At 42.2% G+C, this 19,671-nt stretch carries 18 protein-coding genes and 1 CRISPR repeat array; of the genes, 12 read left to right on the forward strand and 6 right to left on the reverse strand.

The window, feature by feature from the left end; genetic code table 11:
• A partial coding sequence (locus F7734_RS62365) for a hypothetical protein (protein WP_207714306.1) occupies window positions 1–360 on the reverse strand: 360 nt, incomplete at its 3' end.
• 399 nt (window positions 361–759) lie between these two features.
• Between F7734_RS62365 and F7734_RS37610 the strand changes: the two genes are divergently transcribed.
• Window positions 760–1,107 carry a Uma2 family endonuclease gene (locus F7734_RS37610; protein WP_155749560.1) on the forward strand — a complete coding sequence of 116 codons (348 nt, stop codon included), beginning with the start codon at window positions 760–762 and terminating at the stop codon, window positions 1,105–1,107.
• Window positions 1,108–1,218: 111 nt separating this feature from the next.
• Here F7734_RS37610 and F7734_RS37615 read toward each other — a convergent pair whose 3' ends face one another.
• Together F7734_RS37615 and F7734_RS37620 are read right to left on the reverse strand one after the other, a co-directional pair.
• Complete coding sequence (locus F7734_RS37615) at window positions 1,219–1,734, reverse strand: GNAT family N-acetyltransferase (RefSeq protein ID WP_155749561.1); 516 nt, start codon at window positions 1,732–1,734, stop codon at window positions 1,219–1,221.
• Window positions 1,734–2,015, reverse strand: a complete 282-nt coding sequence (locus F7734_RS37620) for a DUF1778 domain-containing protein (RefSeq protein ID WP_155749562.1) — start codon at window positions 2,013–2,015, stop codon at window positions 1,734–1,736. The genes F7734_RS37615 and F7734_RS37620 overlap by 1 nt, the downstream gene beginning before the upstream one ends.
• A 768-nt stretch (window positions 2,016–2,783) precedes the next feature.
• On the opposite strand from F7734_RS37620, the gene F7734_RS37625 reads away from it, so the two are divergent.
• Together F7734_RS37625 and F7734_RS37630 are read left to right on the forward strand one after the other, a co-directional pair.
• On the forward strand, window positions 2,784–3,335 hold the full coding sequence (locus F7734_RS37625) for a DUF6036 family nucleotidyltransferase (protein ID WP_155749563.1): 552 nt from the start codon (window positions 2,784–2,786) through the stop codon (window positions 3,333–3,335).
• The gene (locus F7734_RS37630) at window positions 3,332–3,622 is read left to right on the forward strand and encodes a hypothetical protein (protein ID WP_155749564.1); all 291 of its coding nucleotides are present in this window, start codon (window positions 3,332–3,334) and stop codon (window positions 3,620–3,622) included. Before F7734_RS37625 ends, F7734_RS37630 begins: the two co-directional genes overlap by 4 nt.
• 243 nt (window positions 3,623–3,865) lie before the next feature.
• Window positions 3,866–5,165: direct repeats of the CRISPR family, unit length 36 nt; unit sequence GTCCCTACTCGCTAGGGAACTTATTCGATTGGAAAC.
• Between the two features lie 7 nt (window positions 5,166–5,172).
• Here F7734_RS37630 and F7734_RS37635 read toward each other — a convergent pair.
• A complete protein-coding gene (locus tag F7734_RS37635) occupies window positions 5,173–5,385 on the reverse strand; it encodes a helix-turn-helix transcriptional regulator (protein ID WP_155749565.1) in 213 nt (70 codons plus the stop codon).
• Between the two features lie 502 nt (window positions 5,386–5,887).
• Here F7734_RS37635 and cas10 point away from each other — a divergent pair.
• The 7 genes from cas10 to F7734_RS37675 all read left to right on the forward strand — a co-directional run bounded on the left by cas10 (window position 5,888) and on the right by F7734_RS37675 (window position 15,344).
• Complete coding sequence (cas10, locus tag F7734_RS37645) at window positions 5,888–8,878, forward strand: type III-B CRISPR-associated protein Cas10/Cmr2 (RefSeq protein ID WP_166482400.1); 2,991 nt, start codon at window positions 5,888–5,890, stop codon at window positions 8,876–8,878.
• A gap of 65 nt (window positions 8,879–8,943) precedes the next feature.
• Window positions 8,944–9,321, forward strand: coding sequence for a four helix bundle protein (locus tag F7734_RS37650; RefSeq protein ID WP_155749567.1), 378 nt, complete (start codon window positions 8,944–8,946; stop codon window positions 9,319–9,321).
• Window positions 9,322–9,432: 111 nt separating this feature from the next.
• The gene (locus tag F7734_RS37655; RefSeq protein WP_155749568.1) at window positions 9,433–10,524 is read left to right on the forward strand and encodes a type III-B CRISPR module-associated Cmr3 family protein; all 1,092 of its coding nucleotides are present in this window, start codon (window positions 9,433–9,435) and stop codon (window positions 10,522–10,524) included.
• A gap of 96 nt (window positions 10,525–10,620) precedes the next feature.
• Window positions 10,621–11,403, forward strand: coding sequence for a type III-B CRISPR module RAMP protein Cmr4 (gene cmr4 / locus F7734_RS37660; protein WP_155749569.1), 783 nt, complete (start codon window positions 10,621–10,623; stop codon window positions 11,401–11,403).
• A 46-nt stretch (window positions 11,404–11,449) separates the two neighbouring features.
• Window positions 11,450–11,839, forward strand: coding sequence for a hypothetical protein (locus tag F7734_RS37665; RefSeq protein WP_155749589.1), 390 nt, complete (start codon window positions 11,450–11,452; stop codon window positions 11,837–11,839).
• A gap of 5 nt (window positions 11,840–11,844) precedes the next feature.
• The gene (locus F7734_RS37670) at window positions 11,845–13,803 is read left to right on the forward strand and encodes an RAMP superfamily CRISPR-associated protein (protein WP_155749570.1); all 1,959 of its coding nucleotides are present in this window, start codon (window positions 11,845–11,847) and stop codon (window positions 13,801–13,803) included.
• On the forward strand, window positions 13,800–15,344 hold the full coding sequence (locus F7734_RS37675; protein ID WP_155749571.1) for a hypothetical protein: 1,545 nt from the start codon (window positions 13,800–13,802) through the stop codon (window positions 15,342–15,344). Before F7734_RS37670 ends, F7734_RS37675 begins: the two co-directional genes overlap by 4 nt.
• A 297-nt stretch (window positions 15,345–15,641) precedes the next feature.
• Here the strand turns inward: F7734_RS37675 and F7734_RS37680 are convergent, their stop codons facing one another.
• The gene (locus F7734_RS37680) at window positions 15,642–17,180 is read right to left on the reverse strand and encodes an amidohydrolase family protein (RefSeq protein ID WP_155749572.1); all 1,539 of its coding nucleotides are present in this window, start codon (window positions 17,178–17,180) and stop codon (window positions 15,642–15,644) included.
• A 53-nt stretch (window positions 17,181–17,233) separates the two neighbouring features.
• Window positions 17,234–18,598: an LLM class flavin-dependent oxidoreductase gene (locus tag F7734_RS37685; RefSeq protein WP_155749573.1), complete on the reverse strand. Its 1,365-nt coding sequence runs from the start codon at window positions 18,596–18,598 to the stop codon at window positions 17,234–17,236.
• A 335-nt stretch (window positions 18,599–18,933) separates the two neighbouring features.
• Here F7734_RS37685 and F7734_RS37690 point away from each other — a divergent pair, with 335 nt between their 5' ends.
• Both F7734_RS37690 and F7734_RS37695 read left to right on the forward strand, forming a co-directional pair.
• Window positions 18,934–19,074: a hypothetical protein gene (locus F7734_RS37690; protein ID WP_155749574.1), complete on the forward strand. Its 141-nt coding sequence runs from the start codon at window positions 18,934–18,936 to the stop codon at window positions 19,072–19,074.
• Window positions 19,075–19,212: 138 nt separating this feature from the next.
• Window positions 19,213–19,563 (forward strand): hypothetical protein, encoded by a 351-nt coding sequence (locus F7734_RS37695; RefSeq protein ID WP_207714307.1) that lies wholly within the window; start codon window positions 19,213–19,215, stop codon window positions 19,561–19,563.
• Window positions 19,564–19,671 lie beyond the last annotated feature (108 nt).

Genomic DNA, 19,671 nt, shown 5'->3' on the forward strand with positions numbered 1-19,671 from the left:
ATATGCTCCCAGTCCCAATTCTTCACATTTTTTTCTGTTGAAAACAGTATATTTTAAATTGTATTTTTTGGATAAATTCTTTAGATATAAACTTAAAGTATCCGGTTTTTTTAAATTGGCAGGTTTGTTCAGCCATTCCTGACACGCAATTTGTCCGTTGCTCAAAGCTTCCGATTTCCTGCCGATAACATCCAGTTTTTTCTGACTTACATTTTCAAAATGAAGCTCAAATTTAGAATTCCAGAAGGCGTGGGTTTTCTCAAAAGGATAACGGTATGTTCCCAATAGAAGTCCTTTTACGAATTCTTCAAACTGTTTTTCCGTCATAAAATCTGCTACAACAAGCGTTGGAACTGCCATGAGCCTTTCTCTGTAGGTCTGAGAAAATTTAACAGCGATCTGCTGTGCTTCAAAGAGTGGCGAATCTGCCTTGCCTAAGCCAATGAAGTAGGCAATTCCTTCATCCTGAACATTGATGAAAACTTCATTCTTTTTGCCTGTGAAAAAACCGGCAATATTTTTATTGAAATTTTTAGAAGTTCTGATCCATTCTTCTTCCGTAAAAAGATGAAATATCTGGGCGTAATTTTTTATTTTTTTATTAACTTATACTTAAAAAGAATTCTATAGTTCTTTGTTTATTGTCCCTACTCGCTAGGGAAATTAATCGATTGGAAACTGCAATGAAATTTTGCTTTGATTGTTTTCTTCAGTGTCCCTACTCGCTAGGGAAATTAATCGATTGGAAACAATTAAGCGATGAGAAAATTTTGGTATAAAATATTAATTAAATATAGTGAACAGAAAGATTATGCTAACAGCCAGTTGCTCTATCAGGACAGTGAATCAGAAAACGGGAGAAAAGGGGAATTGGGAGTCTACGAAGGTATTAAAATTCCTGAATATTGGATTGTTGACTATTTAGCTTTAGGGAGTAAAAAATTTACTGGCAATCCCAAACAACCGACTATCTTTATTTATTCTTTGATTGAAGAAGAATATCAAATGACGCAGTTTCGGGGACGCGATCGCATTGTCTCACCTACATTTCCAGAATTAAACTTAACGGCGGAAGATATCTTTTCTGCTAAGGGATTTCCAAATTAAAAAATATCCAAATTTTTCTTGTAGCAGTCTGTCGCATGAATTATGAGGGGGTAACGGTCTAAACTAGAAAGATATTCTCTACTTGCTAGGGAAATAAATTGATTGGAAACATTAATCGATTGGAAAGAAAGATTGTCGAATGTCCTTGAAAAGGAGAAGCAGGTGCAGGGGATTGGTTGGGGATTCTTCCATGCCGAATTTAAGGTAGAAGGCACAGGCTTCCTCATCTTTGGCATGGACAAGAAAAGCTCTTCCGCCAATGATTTCCGCTCCTGCTACGGCGCGGCTTAGCGCGTTGCGGAACATGGCTTTGCCTAAGCCTTTACCCTGTTCGCTACTGTCCACCGCAAACCGCGCCATAAGGATAACTGGCACAGGATAACGTCCCTGCCCTTTGATGACACGAGCGGGAGCGTCCTCCGGCGATATAGACCCAGGCGCAAGGCTGTAATAGCCAATTACCCGTTGGGCACGTGTCAGGACGTAGGTTCTGGCTCCGCCGCTTGCCGGATTTTGTAGGGCATATTTGATAAGAAAATTATTAAGCGGTGGCTTACCGCAGTCGAAATCCTCAATTTCGTGACTCTTGGTAAGCAGGACAGGTGCGTTTAACGACTCGCCTGCCATTAGAATGGTTCCGGTTCGCTAAACAGTTGCTGCAACTGTGGAATGACTTTCGGTGGCGCGTCAAGACGTTCGCAGAAAGCTTCCCACTGGTCAGGTGCCAAGCGAAACTCGGTTTGATCCATAAGAATAGCATTCGCGGCGTCAAGCGATGCTTGTAGTACAAACTGGCTGACATTCGTGTGCCGCGCTCGTGCCGCTTGTGCCAGTATCGCCTTTTCCGACTCTGTTGCCCGAATGGAAAGCCGCGTTTCTTTTTGGGTAGCGGCTGCTTTCTGAAACATGATTTTTTCCTGTTACACTCTTTGTATTCCCAATGTACTCCCAATTAGCAGAAACTGCAATTTGTTTGGGAGGCTCCTCAATTGATGGTCAATGCCCACCCCATATCTCATTTCCTAATTTAGGATATACAAAACTTTAAAAAAGTCAATAAAAAGAAAATATCAGTTTGAAATGGAGTTTGCGGCTGAGAAGCTTACTACAAGCCAGTTTGGATAATCAAAATCTTTCTTCAAAAATATTGGCTGTTATTGGACACTTGGAGATATCAATTTTGTTAGAAGGATATGGCAAACGCGTACAGTACTCGGTTTTTGAGTGTCAATTACCTCCTGATTTGTCGATTGTATTTCTTTTTTTGTCCCTACTCCCTAGGGAAATTAATCGATTGGAAACTGCGAGCGCCTATATAATAAAGAAATTAATTAATTGGAAATTTAGCTAATTTCATGGTTGTATGTTTCCTTGTGTTGGTAAGTTTCTACTTGCTAAGGAAACTAGTTGATTGGAAACACTAGACGTAACAGCATCAGATACATTAAGAAAGCATTGGTAGATTAGGTAGAATGCAATGACATAGTATTGGATTATTGACTATTTAGCTTTAGGTAGTAAAAATTTTACTGGGAACCCGAAACAACCAACTATATTTATTTTTTGTTTGAATAAAAATATCAAATACTGTTTGTCTATATGCTATTATTATAGGGCAATTCGTAGAAAAAAAGCTTTGTTAATACTGGTTAAAAAAGCGTCGCACGACAAGAAATATGCGTCCAAACGTTGACGAGAAAAAGATAGAACGACTTATGGAAGCCTTGGGTAGAGAAGCTCGAGGTTCAGGGTGCATTTACTTTACAGGTGGTGCTAGTGCTCTACTGATTGGATGGCGTAGTTCCACGGTTGATGTTGATATTCGTCTAGATCCAGAACCTCCAGGTATTTTTCAAGCAATTGCCAAACTCAAGCAAGAATTGAACATCAATATTGAACTGGCTTCCCCTCAGGATTTCTTACCTCCTCTTCCAGGGTGGCGCGATCGCAGCGTATTTATTGGCAAACAAGGTAAAATCTCGTTTTACCATTATGACTTCACAGCCCAAGCTCTTTCTAAACTATCGAGAGGATTTGACCGTGACATTAACGATGTTCAAGCCATGTATGAGCAGAGATTATTTTCCTTAACAGAATTACGTGATTGTTTTGAAGCTATTGCACCCGAATTAATCCGATTTCCCGCTCTCAATCCCGATATGCTTAGAAGCAGAGTCGAGAACTTTATTAAGCGTTTTGAAGGTAAATTAGAGGAGGATAAATTATGAGTCTTAATGAGTTGCCTGGAGCAGAATTCGTTTTATCAGGAATAGACGATCTTCGCAATGGCGAAATGAATACAGTTGGTTCGCTGTTAGTTGCGATCGCAGCAACGCGCTTAACTGAAGCAGGTTTAGATATCCCAAAAGATTGTCTAGCCCCAGAGCCAGAATTAACCTTGTATGCTCGTCTTCAAGATGAACGGGATGATGCCTACCCCTACTACAATGCTTTGCTAAGGAGACTCAGTAGCTTTTGCGATGCACTTGAACTTACAATCAAAACTCCAAAATAGACACCTGTTGGGGCGTTGGTCCTCCTGTCACAGAGCTACCTGGTTCGATAATTGTCTAATTAGCGGCGAGGGGGTCGGTAAAAGTCTGAAATACTGATTCTTCCGTTGACCCCCTCGCCGCCTTATCTAGTAAGCGTTTCAGCAATTTTTATGATAGTTTTTTCTCCCTTTCTCGTGACAAATTCTGACCCCCTCGCAAACTGCCTCTGGACTCCTTACGGGGTAAGGGTCTAAACTAGAGGGGTCCCTACTCGCTAGGGAACTTATTCGATTGGAAACCAAAAGGAGAGTAATGCGCCTCGCTGATTTTCACTCATCTCGTCCCTACTCGCTAGGGAACTTATTCGATTGGAAACCGGCATAGCCGTCATAAACATCACACTCCCAATACGTCCCTACTCGCTAGGGAACTTATTCGATTGGAAACACTAGACGATGAACGACTTGTCAGCGTGTTTGTAGTGTCCCTACTCGCTAGGGAACTTATTCGATTGGAAACTTTAGTAGGCGTTATCTTAGGCGCAATGATAGAGCGAAGTCCCTACTCGCTAGGGAACTTATTCGATTGGAAACTTACCCACACCATAAAATGCGGTTTTTTCGAGCAAGGTCCCTACTCGCTAGGGAACTTATTCGATTGGAAACCGATCGCACTGGTAGTCAGAACCACGTCTTTTGGCTCGTCCCTACTCGCTAGGGAACTTATTCGATTGGAAACTGGCTAATAGCCCAGGTCTGCCAATGTTGCGGCGAAGTCCCTACTCGCTAGGGAACTTATTCGATTGGAAACCAGTAAAGTAAGTGAGAGATGCTGCCGTTACAAAGAGAAGTCCCTACTCGCTAGGGAACTTATTCGATTGGAAACACCATCTGACAACGATGAATGCAATGAGGAAATGGTGAGAGAGTCCCTACTCGCTAGGGAACTTATTCGATTGGAAACTTGTTAAATCGCTGTCTACTTCTGTAGCGTTATTTTGTAAGTCCCTACTCGCTAGGGAACTTATTCGATTGGAAACAAAACTGATTGATGCTTGGCAAATATCGCAAAAATTGTCCCTACTCGCTAGGGAACTTATTCGATTGGAAACAATCATAGATGTAGCGAGTATGTATTCATCACCATCGTGTCCCTACTCGCTAGGGAACTTATTCGATTGGAAACGCATATCTTTCCAGTTGGTAGTGACACCACAATCCTTAGTCCCTACTCGCTAGGGAACTTATTCGATTGGAAACACCGCTCACTTTAACTATCGCGTCAATAACGAGGTCGTTGCAGAGTCCCTACTCGCTAGGGAACTTATTCGATTGGAAACGCATTCCAACTAGCACTCGCTGCTAGAGAGCAAGACCCTGTCCCTACTCGCTAGGGAACTTATTCGATTGGAAACTCAAACTTAACTAATTCCATCATTATCTGGGTAATAGGGTCCCTACTCGCTAGGGAAATTAATCGATTGGAAACCCGATCGCTCTTAGTTGCTCAATCACGGACTCCATAGCTGTTCCTACTTGCTAGGGAAATAAATTGAATAGAAACAGAAAACTCAAATTTTCTCCTCTTCTTCAAAATCAACCAAGTCTTGAGCAGTGCATTTTAAAGCGGTACAAAGCTTGGCTACTCTTGCTAACAATTCAATACCATTCCTATTATTTTCTAGGTTTCTAATAGTAGACTCGGTTACACCAATCAACTCAGCAAGCTGTTTCTGAGTTAGATTAGCTCGTTTTCGTAGTTCCGCAATTTTAGATACTAGCATTTAAGGTTGCTAAAAGATTCCACAGTAGTATCTTAGCGTTAATTTTTTAACGTTAAAATCTTGTCACCGTTAAAATCTTAACGGATAATAACCCCATGAGGAAAACAAAAACTACATCCTCATTAGGAGGTGAAACATTGACACAAGCAAATCACGAAGCTAGTCGTAATGGGAAAGGAGAACATTTGCCATCCGAGATCTACGAAAACTTAGCGCCAGTTGCTTTCCTTTGGCATCGGTCGAGACGAGCCGCAATAAACTGCTGTTTGATATTGGTGGGCAATTCCCACCTTACGCCCATCCTCCAAAATATAATACATAAAACTTTAAAAAAGTCAATAAAAAGAAAATATCAGTTTGAAATGGAGTTTGCGGCTGAAAACCTTACTGCAAGGCAGTTTGGATAATCAAAATCTTTCTTCAAAAATATTGGCTGTTATTGGACACTTGGGGATATCAATTCATACAATCCATACTGGAGACAACAACTAAGGAATTTGCTGTGTCAGAAGCATACTGGCAAACTAAAATCTGGGGATTACTACACGATCCCGTGCTAAAAGCACTACATAACAACCAATCAGGGCGCGGTGAGAACAGCTTCTGGCAACAATTGCCAGTCATGCAAAATTGGGTTGAAAATGGCTGGAACCCTGAAACATCAGGAGGTACAGTTATGAAACACATCCATCAAGCTGATTGGATTGCCTCGGCGAGCGATCGCGGTGCAATTGGCAGTATCATTCAAAGTGTGAACTACAAGGACAGGGGTTTAGAAATTGCCCACCTACTTTCCGGTGCCAAACTAGACTTCAAAATCTCACAGCACTCAGAACTCCTCAACAAACGGCGCGAGTATCTCCAAAAACAAGAACAAAACCTGTTCGACAAAATCCCCGCCGAAGCAAAGAAAAAAGAAAATTACAAGCAGCTGTACTGGTGGCTGTGGCGTTGTTTGCCAGAAGCTGTCTGCCAAGAATTCCAGGATAAATCCCTCATTTTAATGCCTGCGGAAACCCGCTTTCCAGACAGTTCCATTTGGAGTCATGCCAGTATCACAGCAGCCCTTTCAGGTGCATTAGCAGGATACGATCTTACAACAGAACAACTCAAACGTTGGTCTTCACAGAACACCCTATCCCATCCCTACCTAGCAAGCTTCACCTTCACCCCAGTCCAAGAACTGATAAAAGCCAGTCGCAAAATGCGCGATTTCTGGGCTGGTTCTTGGATACTGCACTACCTTTGTGCCAAAGTCTCTTGGAAACTCGCTTTACAATACGGTCCCGATACCTTGTTGTATCCCAGTCTGTTCCAACAACCACTCATAGACCACTGGTTATTACAACAATTCCCAGATTTTAAAGACTGGATTGATAAACCATGCGATCGCAAGCTCCTAACGGCAGGATTTCCCAACGTTATAATCCTCATTCTGCCAAAAGACAAAGTTAAAGCAGCAATGCAAACGGCACAACAGACAGTCAAGCAAGCATGGCAAGAAATTAGCAACTTAGTTTTTCAAGAACTACAAGACAAACGCCATTGGATGCCAGACTTACAAGCAGATAGCAAAACATGGGAAGGTTGGCTGCAATCCCAATGGCAGTTTTACTGGGCTGCAATGCCCATTGGCAAAGATGAAAAAGGCGTACAGCTAAAAAACACCATTTGTTTTGATGAAGAAAAAGAAGCCTCATTCCAACAATGGGTAGATACTCAAAACCAAGCCTATAACTTACAAGACGAACAACAACTCTTTAAACCAAAAGAACGAGAATTTCTTTTAGCAGCTGCCAAACTCCGCTTTGAAACTCAACACAGGAAGTTTAGCATCAATGTTGGCTCTTGGTGGGCTAGCATTTTTGACCAAACCAGATATACTTTAACATCAGTCAAAAACGCCCGAAATTGGGAAATTCCTACAGCCTTCGGTCCTCGCTCCACCGTATCCGGTATTGGACCCGTCGTTCATCCCCAACAAGACTGGGTGAGTGAAGGAGACACCAAAAAATGTTGGCAAAGAAGAGCAGGCTTATTTGATGGGAGAGAACAACTCAATGCTACGGAAACCGTCAAGCGCTGTTTGAAAGAAGTTCTGCCAGAATTATTAGCTTTAGACGATACCGAACAAATAGAAGCTTCTTACCCAGATTTGACAGCAGGAGTCGCAGGCTATCTCAAAGTCATGGAAGAGACAGAACGACTAGACCATTGGAAGCATTACAACCAAGCTTGTCAAGCAGTGATGAAGGAGTTTGACTGGACTCAAAAAGTCATAGAAGATATGAGAAGCAAATGGGGAATCCCTTGGATAGACGATCGCCGCACATTACCTAAGAAAAATCATCCCCGTCTGCTCAACGCAGGCTGGTTGGTAGAAGATGGGGAAGCACCAAACATTGAAGAACTCAAACAAGATTACCGTTGTAACATTCAAAAAGTTATAAATAGGTTCTATCCCAACAACAACCCTGCAAACTGGTACGTGTTAGCCGCAGGAGACGGTGACGGAATGAGTCAATGGCTCAAAGGAATACCGCTCAAAGATTATCTTGACTATATTCCAGAAGAGTTAAAGAATCAAATTCAGAAAATGGAAGAGGGCGACAAGGAGAAAAACCAAGCTATAGCCCAACGCTTTAAAGAGTTTCTGACAACTCAAAAACGCATGGGACCTTCCACTCACAACGCCCTCAGCCGTGCTTTGTTAGATTTCTCCAATCAACTTGTTCCTTACCTGACTCAACAACGCTATGCGGGACGGTTGATATATGGGGGGGGTGATGATGTCTTAGCCTACACCAATCTTTGGGAATGGGATAGATGGCTGTGGGATATCCGCCAATGTTTTCAAGGGAAGGAAGATCCTAGAGGTGAGTTTCAAAGTCGAGGTGACTATTGGCAATTGCCAACAACTCATTCTGCTACTTGTATTGCCAAACGACCTTTATTTACAATGGGGGAGCAAGCAACTATTAGCTTTGGTATTGCGATCGCATATCATTCCGTACCGCTTGCTATTGCTTTGGAGAATATGTGGGAAGCTGAGAAGGAGGCGAAAGAACATATATGTCCGGAGGGTAAAGCAAAAGATGCTGTGCAAGTACGGGTTTTATATGGTAATGGAAATATTCTCAAAGCAACTGCTAAGTTTTTGGTGTTTCATAAGTGGCAAAAATTATTAGATCTGGGTGTCGATATAGATGCTGCTATTTTTGAACAGGCTGCTTTTATGTGGAGTCAGCATCCCGCACCCGTAAAAGAGGCTGTTGCACCTTGGACGCAAGCGTTTTGCGATCGTCGCGAACTTTTACAAGGGGATGGGGATTTGAAGGAGCGGTTTGAGAGGGTTTTGTTGGAGTTTTTGGAGGGTTGTTTTATTGAACCGCAGAGACGCAGAGAGCGCGGAGAGGGGAATACAGAGGAGGTGGAGGTTTGGCTGAAGCTTGCGGCTTTTACTGTCCGTCAAAGAATTATAAAGTATGAATGATGAATTATGAATTATGAATTGGGAATTGGGAATGATAAAGGATGGAGTCATGACAGGAAAGTTTTATGAATGATGGGAATGTAAAAACATGGGATATTCGAGAGCGAACTGTTGAGTATGCTTTAAGAGCTATCAAATTATTTCAGTATATCAAAGGACAAAAAGATGAAGCTGGTCATATAATTGGAAAACAATACTTAAGGTCAGCCACTTCCATTGGAGCTAATATTCAAGAGGCTCAATCTGGTGAAAGTAAAGCTGATTTTATTCACAAGTTAACTATTGCTCAGAAAGAAGCTAGAGAAAGTTTATATTGGCTTCGGTTACTAGCTAAATCTAATATTGTTACTACCGAACGCCTAAACCTTCTTATGCAAGAGAATGAGGAAATTATTGCAATAATTACAGCAATCATTGTCAAAACTAAAAAACACAAAACTTAGTGATACTTATCCTCCTTCTCAAAACTCCCAATTCATAATTTTCATAATTTTCATAATTCATCATTCATAATTCATCCTTCATAATTCATCATTCATCATTCATAATTCATTATGTATTGGTATACTATAACAGCGTTGGATGTTTTGTTGTTTCGAGATGCAAAACCTTTTACTCCTGGGGAACGGGCTTGGGCTGGTAGTGTATTTCCTCCTCACGGTCATACTATTGCTGGGGCGTTGAGTGCGTTAATGAACCGGAAGGAGAGTAAATTTAGACTTGCGGGACCTTTGTTTTGCTTTGGTGGAGAGACTTTGTATTTTCCCCGTCCGTTGGGATTTGTGGGGACAACTCCGTTAGTTCCTGTGGATTGGGATGAAGGTTCGCACTTGCATCAAGCAATGACCGATCTTTCTCAACCTCGTCCTTTGGTTAAACCATCTTGGCGTCAGCAGAGTGAAGGTATTTCGGATAAGTACCGTCAATATTTACCTGTTGAGGTTGTGGAGGAATATCTGAAAACAGGTGAAATTGAACCAAAACATTGGCAAGTTAAGTTTTCTGGAGAAAATAAACCTTGGGTGGTGGAAACTCGTTCTCACAATGCTATTGCAGAAGGGACAAAACAAGTCAAAGATGCAGATGGTTATTTTGTGGAGAATGCTATTCGCTTGCTTCCCGGTTGGAGTTTAGCAATTGGTATAGATCGAGAAATCGAGACTCCTACAACGTTGCGTTTGGGAGGAGAGGGACATCGAGCTATTTTACTCCGGTGTCCAAAGTTAGACGAACAGTGGAATGCGTTGCAAAATTTATCTCACCGGAATTTCCAAACGGGTGGTAAATCTCTTGCTTACTTGGTGACACCTGGTGTCTTTGAATACAAAGACAGCAATAGTGGTCGAGATGTTTGTTTGTGTCACCCGTCTCCTTGGGAGTGGAAATTGGCTCACACAGCTAATCGCAACCAAACCCCAGGGGAGTTGGTGAGTTTTGCTACAGACAGACCTATACCTATCAGTTGTCGATTTCGTCACAAAGACGAATCCAGTAAAAGCATTCCCGCACCGCAGGTTTTTGCTGCACCTCCGGGTACTTTATATTACTTGAATCAACCGCAACCTTTGTTTCAGGATAATCCCAGTACTAAAGTACATTCGTGGAGACAGCTTGGTTATTCAGAATTATTGTGGATTAATCATTAAAGCTCACGCAAAGACGCGAAGGCGCAAAGAAAGCAAGATGCGGTTTTTTTTGATAACTCATTCATCCAAAATCCAAAATCCAAAATCCAAAATCGTATGATGAACTCTATTTACTTGTATCTTCTTTCACCTCTTCATACAGGTGGTACTACTCAAGAAGGGAATTTATTGGGAATTGCTCGTGAATCTCACACGAATTTGCCTTACATACCTTCTAGCACAATTCGGGGTAAGTTGCGGGCGACGGCTACAGAGCAAAGTATGCGGTTTAGATTATTTGGAACCGATTTAAAAGAGTCACAGCAACTAGAACAAGGCGATATCTGGATAGGGGATGCTTCTCTTCTCTGGTTACCGATATCTTCTTTAAGTCACAGTGTGATTTGGGTCAGTTGTCCCATGCTGCTGAGACGTTGGTTGCGATCGCAGGGTAATATGTCTAATGTACCAGCTGAATATAGTTGTAATTTTTCTAATGGCAAAGCCGCAGTCTATCTCAAGGATGCTATTCTGAAAGCTGAAAGTTTGAAACAGTGGCAAGATTGGAAAGTATTTGTACCGCAAACAGCAGAATCCAGTGGAATTAATCGAGTCTTAGTTTTACCAGACCAGCATTGCGTTACTTTAATTCAGATGAGTTTGTGGCGTCAGGTAAAAATCAAATTGGATGAACACAAATCTGTAGACGGTGGATTTCGTTATGAGGAAGCTATTCCACCGGATACCCTCATGTATTTTTCTTGGGGAACAACGTCACAAGCTAATGGAACAGCCAAGCAATCCCATGCTGATTTCCAAAAACTCCTAACAGATAATCAAATTCTACAACTTGGAGGACAAGAAAGCTTGGGACGGGGATTTGTTCAGCAATGGGCTTGATACGGTGACAGAACAATTTAGCATCAATATAGGTAACACAGAAATGATGACATTCGATCCACGGACAATTACAACTCCAGTATACGAGGCTTTAGATGGATTGCGATCGCAACCCAATCAAGATGAAGCTCGTCTCAAGGAACAAAAAAGCCAAGCAGTGGAACTCTACACTTATTTATCGACTTGGGGAATGTTACGCCTGAAAGCAGAAGAAAAAGCTCTGAGTCAAGAAGGGAAAAAGCAGGTCGTAAAAAAATTCTTTGATTGTTTGGAATTTCTGTCAGGTATGAAAAACTTAGCAGGGGATGGGGGATTGGTTACTCTCAAGAAATTAGACACAGACGAATACTTAGGTTTAACAGGATTGGGACTGGCTGTAGCACAAGAATTTAGCTTTTGGGCTAACGCTGTTTACTGGAATGTTAAGGGAGAGTAATATCAATGGTATTTGAAAGACCGAGAAAAGCTCAAAATTCATCCCCTGCGATACAAAAACCGGGTGCAGGTAACGGTGGTGACAAACATAACGGTGGTTCTGGGGGTCGTGGGACGGGTGGAACAGGCGGTACGGGAAACCATTCCAAGCAACTACCAGAAGATCGAATCCCATCGCCTTGGCTTGACTCTGAAAACGAACCCATTCCAGATAAAAATGCTAGTTTTGTGGAATATTTGCGTTGGATGCGATCGCCTGAGAGTGAATATAAAGATGCAACCAAAGTACACATACTTCAAAAAGCAGAAGAAGGTGCAAACCATAACATTCGCCTCGAACAACTGAACAAACGCACGAAACTGATAGCCAAGGAGACATTTCAAGTCCAATGTCCTTGGCGCATGCGGGTTGGGGGACACCGAGGACCGGAAAGTATTCTTCTACCAGCTTTTGATGCTTTGGGAACACCTTATATTCCTTCAAGTACTTTGCGGGGAGTTGCGAGAACCCAAGCTATCCGAGAAATCATGGCAGAAAAAAAGCTTTCATGGAAAGCAGCCGAACAAGAAGTTGCACCTTATTTTGGTTCTCTGGAAGCAAAAAATCCCAATGATTGTGCTGGTAAGGTAGTTTTTTTAGATGCTTATCCATTACCCAATCAACCAGGAATTTTGGCGATGGATATGGCAAATAATATTTGGAAGTGGGATAATAATTCACCCAAATATGACCCGAATCCCAACCCCTTTTTATGCATTAAGGGAGCAATATTCTTAATTGGCTTGCGTTTAACGAGTAACTGTAAAGATAATCAAGTTTTAGACAAAGTGAAACATTGGTTAATTAAGGGTTTACAAGCTGGTATTGGTTCTCAGGTAAACACGGGATATGGAGAATTAATTACAGCCGGGAAAGTTAGCAAACCAAATGAGTTTTTCCAGGTTGAATTTAAACTCAAAGGTCAATTGATTCACGGGCGTCAAAAAATTAGAAATCTTTCTCAGCCTTACCAGAAAGATGGACAAGGTCATTTAAAACGAGACAGATACGGTAAATTAAAACTAGATACATCTCCAGAAGCAGAAGTACGTTCTGTTGCTTTTAAATCAATGCTCCGTTATTGGTTTCGGACATTTGCGCTGGGAGTGTTAGAACCGGAGAAAATTCTTTCTTGGGAATCCAAGATTTTTGGAGCTATTAATCCTCAAGAACGCGGTTGGATAGTTGTTAGAGTATTGCACGGAAAAGTCACTCAAAAAGAACCTCTCGATCAACGCGATCCGTGTGGCGAACAACAAGGACTTTTAACTCTGAGTTATTCTCTTGAAGCACCACAAGATAAGCAAAAGATTATTCAACAACTTTTGCGAAATTTAACATGGTTGATGTTTCATTTAGGAGGTATTGGTCAGGGGGCGAGAAGACCGTACTATTCCCGTAAAACTCGTGATTTTGCTCCTTGGTGGCGGGGTTCAACTCTAATACCTGAAAGTGATGATGCTTTTTGGATTTTACCAGATACTCCTAAAGAGTTTTGTCAGTTATTTCAGCAACGCCTGCTAGGTTTTTATACAGCATTCCAATCGTTAGGGGCGACTTTTAACTATCGTTCACCTATCTCTGCTGGTTCCGTCAGTCGCGATCGCTGGACTGAAGCTGTCGATATGAATTGTCGCATAATTGTGTGTGCGGGAAAAGAAGATTTTGGTAAACCCTATGCTTTAGCAGTTTTGCATCACCAAGATTTAAAAATTAAAGACAGAGAAGGGCGCGATAATTATGATGGAAATCTTTGCGGTAAGGTTGGTAAAGAAGTAAAACCTTCACCTGTCTGGATTGCGGATTTAGATGATTACCAGCTTGTCACTGTTTTTGGTGCAACTCAAGATCCGCGCAAAAAGTACTTGCAAGCATTACGCGATCGCACTTCTCCTCAAAATTACCATCAAGTATACCCCTTATGAATACTCTATCAACAGATTGCGATCGCGTAGACACTTTAATCATCACTGTCGGGACGCGTCAAATAGGATGGCGCAGTAAAGATGGAGTGATTCGTTCTTTTGGTGCTGATGGTAATATCAGCTATCCGCACCATGTTGATGAACTTTATCAAGAACTGGGGCTGAAACGGGGTACTCATGAAGAACAAGATAAAACTTACCCTTGGAGTGCAAAAGATTTAGGCAAACGCTACTACGAACACTGTATGGAATGGCTTGGCGGAGACTTTAGCCAAGTAGAACTTCTTTTAGACCATACAATTATTACCACAGGAGTGGAACGGGGATTAAAACACATCATTTTGTGGGGAACAGATCAACCAGACACAGTTTCTTGGTTTTACCGAAGATTGGATACAGTGTGGTTAGCAGCATTAATGGCGGGGAAAATTAAAAGTATTTGTCCTCATGTGAGAGTCGATGTCCACACTCCAAAAATTAATGCCAATGATAGCGATGCAATTCGTAAAGAACTAGAAGTCTTGATATTACAGGAAGCATTAGATTTTTTCTCTCCTGTAGAAGATAAAGAATTAGTCTTGTGGGTACAAAACAAAGGTTGTGCGCCTGCGATTGCATCAGGAGTTGAAATTTGTGCAGCCGCTTTAGCCCGACAGTGTCAAGTCTTCAATGCTAGCCCCAAAGAGCCAGATTTATTTTTTGATACTTTACCAAATGGCTTTAGAACAGCAATGCCTTCTCAAAGTTTTAAACTGATTTCTATGGGAGAGCACTTCTGGTCTTTAGAACGCTTGCGGGTTATATCTGCTTGGGAAAGAGGAGACTTTTCCGAAGCACAACTGTGGTTAAAACCTCACCAAAATCGATATAAAAGTTTGTATAGATTAGCAGGTATTCTAGCATTATATACGAACTGGGAAACAAACAAATTTTTAAAAGCGATTCCTAATTGGATACGTTCTAATGACGTTACCAAAATAACTAGTCACGAACAAATTCAAGCTTGGCAAGAACAATTAAATCAAATCAAGAAAAACAAATTAATTGAAACTTGGGAATTATCATTTCTGATCGAACTCCCATTGTTGAGAAGAAATTACTCTGTAGCCTTCATGCAATTTACCCAAACAATAGAGAGATTGTTATATATTCAATGTGACGAACAAAACTGGATTGGCAAAGGCTATATTACACAAGTACCGGGTAGAAACTATCCACCATCACTGGCAGAATTAATTGAAGGTTGGCGCAAATTTCACAATTTTTGGGAAGACAATAAGTGGTACATATTACTAACCCGCCTTCGCAAAAAACGAAATAAAGTTGTTCATGAAGCCGAATCCTTAACTTTTGCCCAAATTCGCACTCTTTGGACAGAAGGTAGTTTATTTACAGCTTCATCTTCAGAAGAACCAGAGGTGATAATATCATTAATGATATCTGTTCTCAAACAAATTAGCCCAAGTGTCAAAATAGAAAATTTGTTAGTTCCATCTCTCTATCAATGGGGCTTAAATTTGTTGGCGTCAACTATCAGCTAGGGCTGGTAACTCGTTCCCAGCCCTAGCTGGGAATGCCTTCCGTAGAGGCTCCGCCTCCCAATTTAAAGCATTTCACCAAACGATACCAAATCCGTTTGTATCGGAATTATTTCTCCCGATCTTTCCCTCTGCGCCCTCTGCGTCTCTGCGGTTTTTAAACATTACACTATCTCTCTTAAAGGCGATCGCATTTGTTCCAGAATTGGTATTAGCTGACACGCGAGGCAGAGCCTCTAGTCATGCATTCCCAGGCGGAGCCTGGGAACGAGAGATGAGAACGAGAGACGAGAGAGTAGACTACACTACTGCCAAGTTTTTATCGACTTGTTTGGATTCAATGTTGCCTACCTGAGATTCGATCGCGGTACCCTTAAAGAAGTCAGGGTTAGCTTCGGTGTAAAACTTGTAGGGATTTGTGAAGACAAAGGACTTGAAGTCAACTTCGGAAATTAAGCCTTCTTTTACAAGTTCCCAACTTTCAGCTAGTGGTGCAGTTAGATCGGGTACATCCCAATGACCAACATCTGAGGAATAGATGGCGTTGAGCTTGACATTTAACGGATTGGCTTTGTCGTTGAATGCGGCTGCTACTGTGCGGTCATCAGACTCGGAACCAAAGAAGAAATTGTTTACCCAGCGATCGCGAATATCTTCTATTGTCTCAATACCAGCTGCTGCAAAATCATCTAATTCGCTACCAATGGGCTGACGGCTATGACGGTTGAATGAAGAACCTAGGACGCTCTTTGTCAATTCTTCTTTGTTAAGAGAATTCCCTTGAGTAATTTCTGCACCATAGCGTTCAAATAACTCAAATAGCTCGTCGGAGTTCGCGAGATCTGGGTTGTAGTTTTGCAGTGCCTTCACATTGCGCTTGGAGAAACGATCTACTAAATGAATATAGACGTTAGCACCCCAAGCCGCACCGCCTTCGAGCATAGCGACTCGCAACTGTGGAAAACGCTTGGTCACACCACCGAAGAACAGCGCTTTGGCAAATGCTTCCGATCCATCAGCGAAGTGACCGATATGGTTGTTCATGTAGTTGCTGATGGAAGAACGCCCCGTCCATCCCTGACTGCCGTAATGGGTAGTAATAGGTACACCGAGTTCCACAACTTTAGCCCAGAAAGGATCGTAGTTATACTCGCTATCCAACCCGTAAAAATCGATGTAGGAAGCATACTTGGCAATTCCTGGAAATTCATCGGCTGGATACTTATCTGCGATCGCTTTGATAGGTCGTTTGACGCCAACAGGAATATTTATTACCTTTAACCCCAGTGTTTTAACGGCAAACTCTAGCTCTTCAATGCCTTCTTGTGGAGTCGTCAATAAAATACCAGCCACGGGTGTCAGGCGAGCGCTATATTTACGGTAGAGATCGGCATGATAGTGATTAATAGCACGTTGCAATGCCTGACGGTTGTCTGGACTTGCTCCAGCTGCTGCTAGAGCATTGTTTGGGAACAGCACTGAATAGTCTGACCCCTGTTCTGCCTGACGCTCGTAAAGCAGTTCCGGGAGAATGTAAGTAGCAAGGTCTAAAGTGTTGCGAGTCACTCTAGCCCACCAAGGAGAGCGAATTGTGCGGTTATAATGACGTTCTTCAGGAGTTTGTTGATACCAATCCTTTCCGTCAGTCTTGGAGTTGAGACGCGAGGCTTCTGCCTTACGCAGTTCATCAACAAGCTTCACACCACCATAATTAGCAATGTAATCTTCAAGAGCCGGAGTGAAATCGTTAGTGTGAACATCAGTGTCGATTACAGGATAATCAAGAGTTGCTCTAACTGCAGCAGAAGGTGAAGTCTTTAATCGGCTATAATAACTCATGTTTTTTTCCTTCAAAAAATGACAGGTTTTTGCAGTATTTCTGGGAGTGTCAGTTAAGCTAACACCAATGTCTTGTCCTCTTGTTTGGCAGCAAAACGATTGTCGGGACGGCGGAGCCCAAGATTTTCACGCAAAGTACTGCCCTCGTATTCAGTACGGAACAGCCCGCGTTTCTGTAACACGGGAATGACTAAGTTAACGAAGTCATCTAATCCTGTAGGCAAGATTGGAGGCATAATATTAAAGCCATCAGCCGCATCGTTGTTGAACCATTCTTCTAGCTGGTCGGCAATGCTTTCAGGAGTACCAAGTATGGTGCGATGACCTCGTGCAGTCGCAAGAGAGAGATATAACTGGCGCAAAGTCAGAGCGCCACGAGTTGCTAAATCCTTAACCAGTTTGAGACGGCTCTTGTTGGTGTTGGTGTCTTTGGGCAATTCGGGAGCCAGATCGTCTAGGGAATATTTTGATAGATCCACATCTTTGTAGTAGTTTTTCAAAATACCCCAGGCTACATCGGGATGGATTAAGGATTGCAGGAATTCATACTTCTCTTGGGCTTCTTCCTCAGTACGTCCAATAATTGGGAAAGCACCAGGCATGATTTTTAGATCGTCAGGCGATCGCCCGTATTTTGCCAATCTACCTTTGACATCAGCATAAAATTCTTGTGCATCTGCAAGGGTTTGATTGGCAGTAAAAATCACCTCAGCAGTCCGTGCAGCCAAGTCCCGTCCTGGTTCCGAGGCTCCAGCTTGAACGATGACTGGGTAGCCTTGGGGCGGACGACCAACGTTTAAAGGACCTTTTACAGAAAAATGTTTGCCCTTGTGGTCGAGTGTATGCAGTTTGTTGGAGTCAAAATAGATACCAGATTCTCTGTCACGGATAAAGGCATCATCTTCCCAACTATCCCACAGTCCTTTCACCACTTCCACAAACTCTTCAGCACGTTCATAACGATCGCTGTGTTCTGGGTGCCGATCGCGACCAAAATTAGCTGCAGCATTTTCATTACCTGTGGTGACTACATTCCATCCCGCCCGACCCTTACTCAAGTAGTCCAACGAGGCAAACTTACGTGCAAGGGTGTAAGGTTCTTCATAAGTGGTGGAAGCGGTAGCAATCAAGCCGATATTTTGAGTTACAGAAGACAAGGCGGATAGCAGGGTAACTGGCTCGAAATGGACGATTTTACCATTGCGAATTTGAGTTTCCGGAGTACCGCCCCAGATTCCTACACTATCCGCCAGAAAAACTGCATCGAACAAGCCGCGTTGGGCTGTCTGAGTAATTTCCTTGTAATGTTCAAAATTTAACCCAGCATCTGCTTGTGAATCCGGGTGACGCCAAGCGGAGACATGATGTCCGGTGGCTTGTATGAATGCACCCAAACGAATCTTGCGTGTTGTGCTCATATGCTTTTTTCTTTTCTACGGTGTCAAGAAGAAAGGCAGGAGGCAGAAGGGCTTTGTCAAATGTTCATGACTATGTGCCAAGTGATTTACACATATGGATGCAAAAAAATATCTACTGTCAATCACAGTAGCATGAAATGCTAATAATTAGCTTATCAAACATTAAGTTTTGCAAACAAATGTATTGGTCAATACATAATCCAAGTTGCCCGAGATTTCACCCTTTGGCAAAAAGCTGACAGAATCAAGCAGGACAATCGCACCTTTAAATAAGCGTGGAGAACGGGAAAAGCTTGGCATAGTGATAATGTTGAATCAACTGTTTTTTTTAGACTTTGGGTTCCATAGATCTTTGCCAACTAGAGATTAGCGATCTGCCGAAGCAGCAAAGCGATCGCATAGGCAATTCTATTGTTGGGTTTCATTCTTCAACTAAAAGCCTTTCAGTAGTTCACCACAATGATTTTGATGGGTAAAACGATGTTCTGGCTCATCTTCTTTTCCTCTGACTTCGCGCTCTTTGCGTCTTTGCGGTTTTTTAATCACCCCTAAAATTCAAAGTGGTAGACCACTCTATTTAAAATTTTTATTAGAAATTATGTACCATATAACCTATGGGATACACAACTGAATTCGCAGGCAAATTCCAGCTTGACCGTCCCCTGTTCGACTATCAAGCGCTGTACCTTTTAGATTTTGCTCGTACCCGAAGGGTCAAGCGATCGCAGTCCATCTTAACCACTATTCCCGATCCCGGTCGAGATGCAGTTGGTTTGCCATTGGGCGAAGAAGGAGGCTATTTCATCAACGACTCGCATCCACAAGCAGCCGCCTCAGTTATCGACGAAAACCGTCCTCCTAAAGGACAACCCGGACTGTACTGCCAATGGCAACCCACTTCTGATGGACGTGGTGTGGAGTGGAACGCTATTTGTCGTTTGTCGTTTGTTTTGCCAATTGTATAATTTACGCTTATGGGTGTTATGAGTTTTACTAAACTTAATTCTATTGTAAAGTTTGGTAAACAAGTGTAAATTACATTCATAGGCAAAAACGCCTAGGCAAGTTTTTCA

The organism is Scytonema sp. UIC 10036, assembly GCF_009725235.1.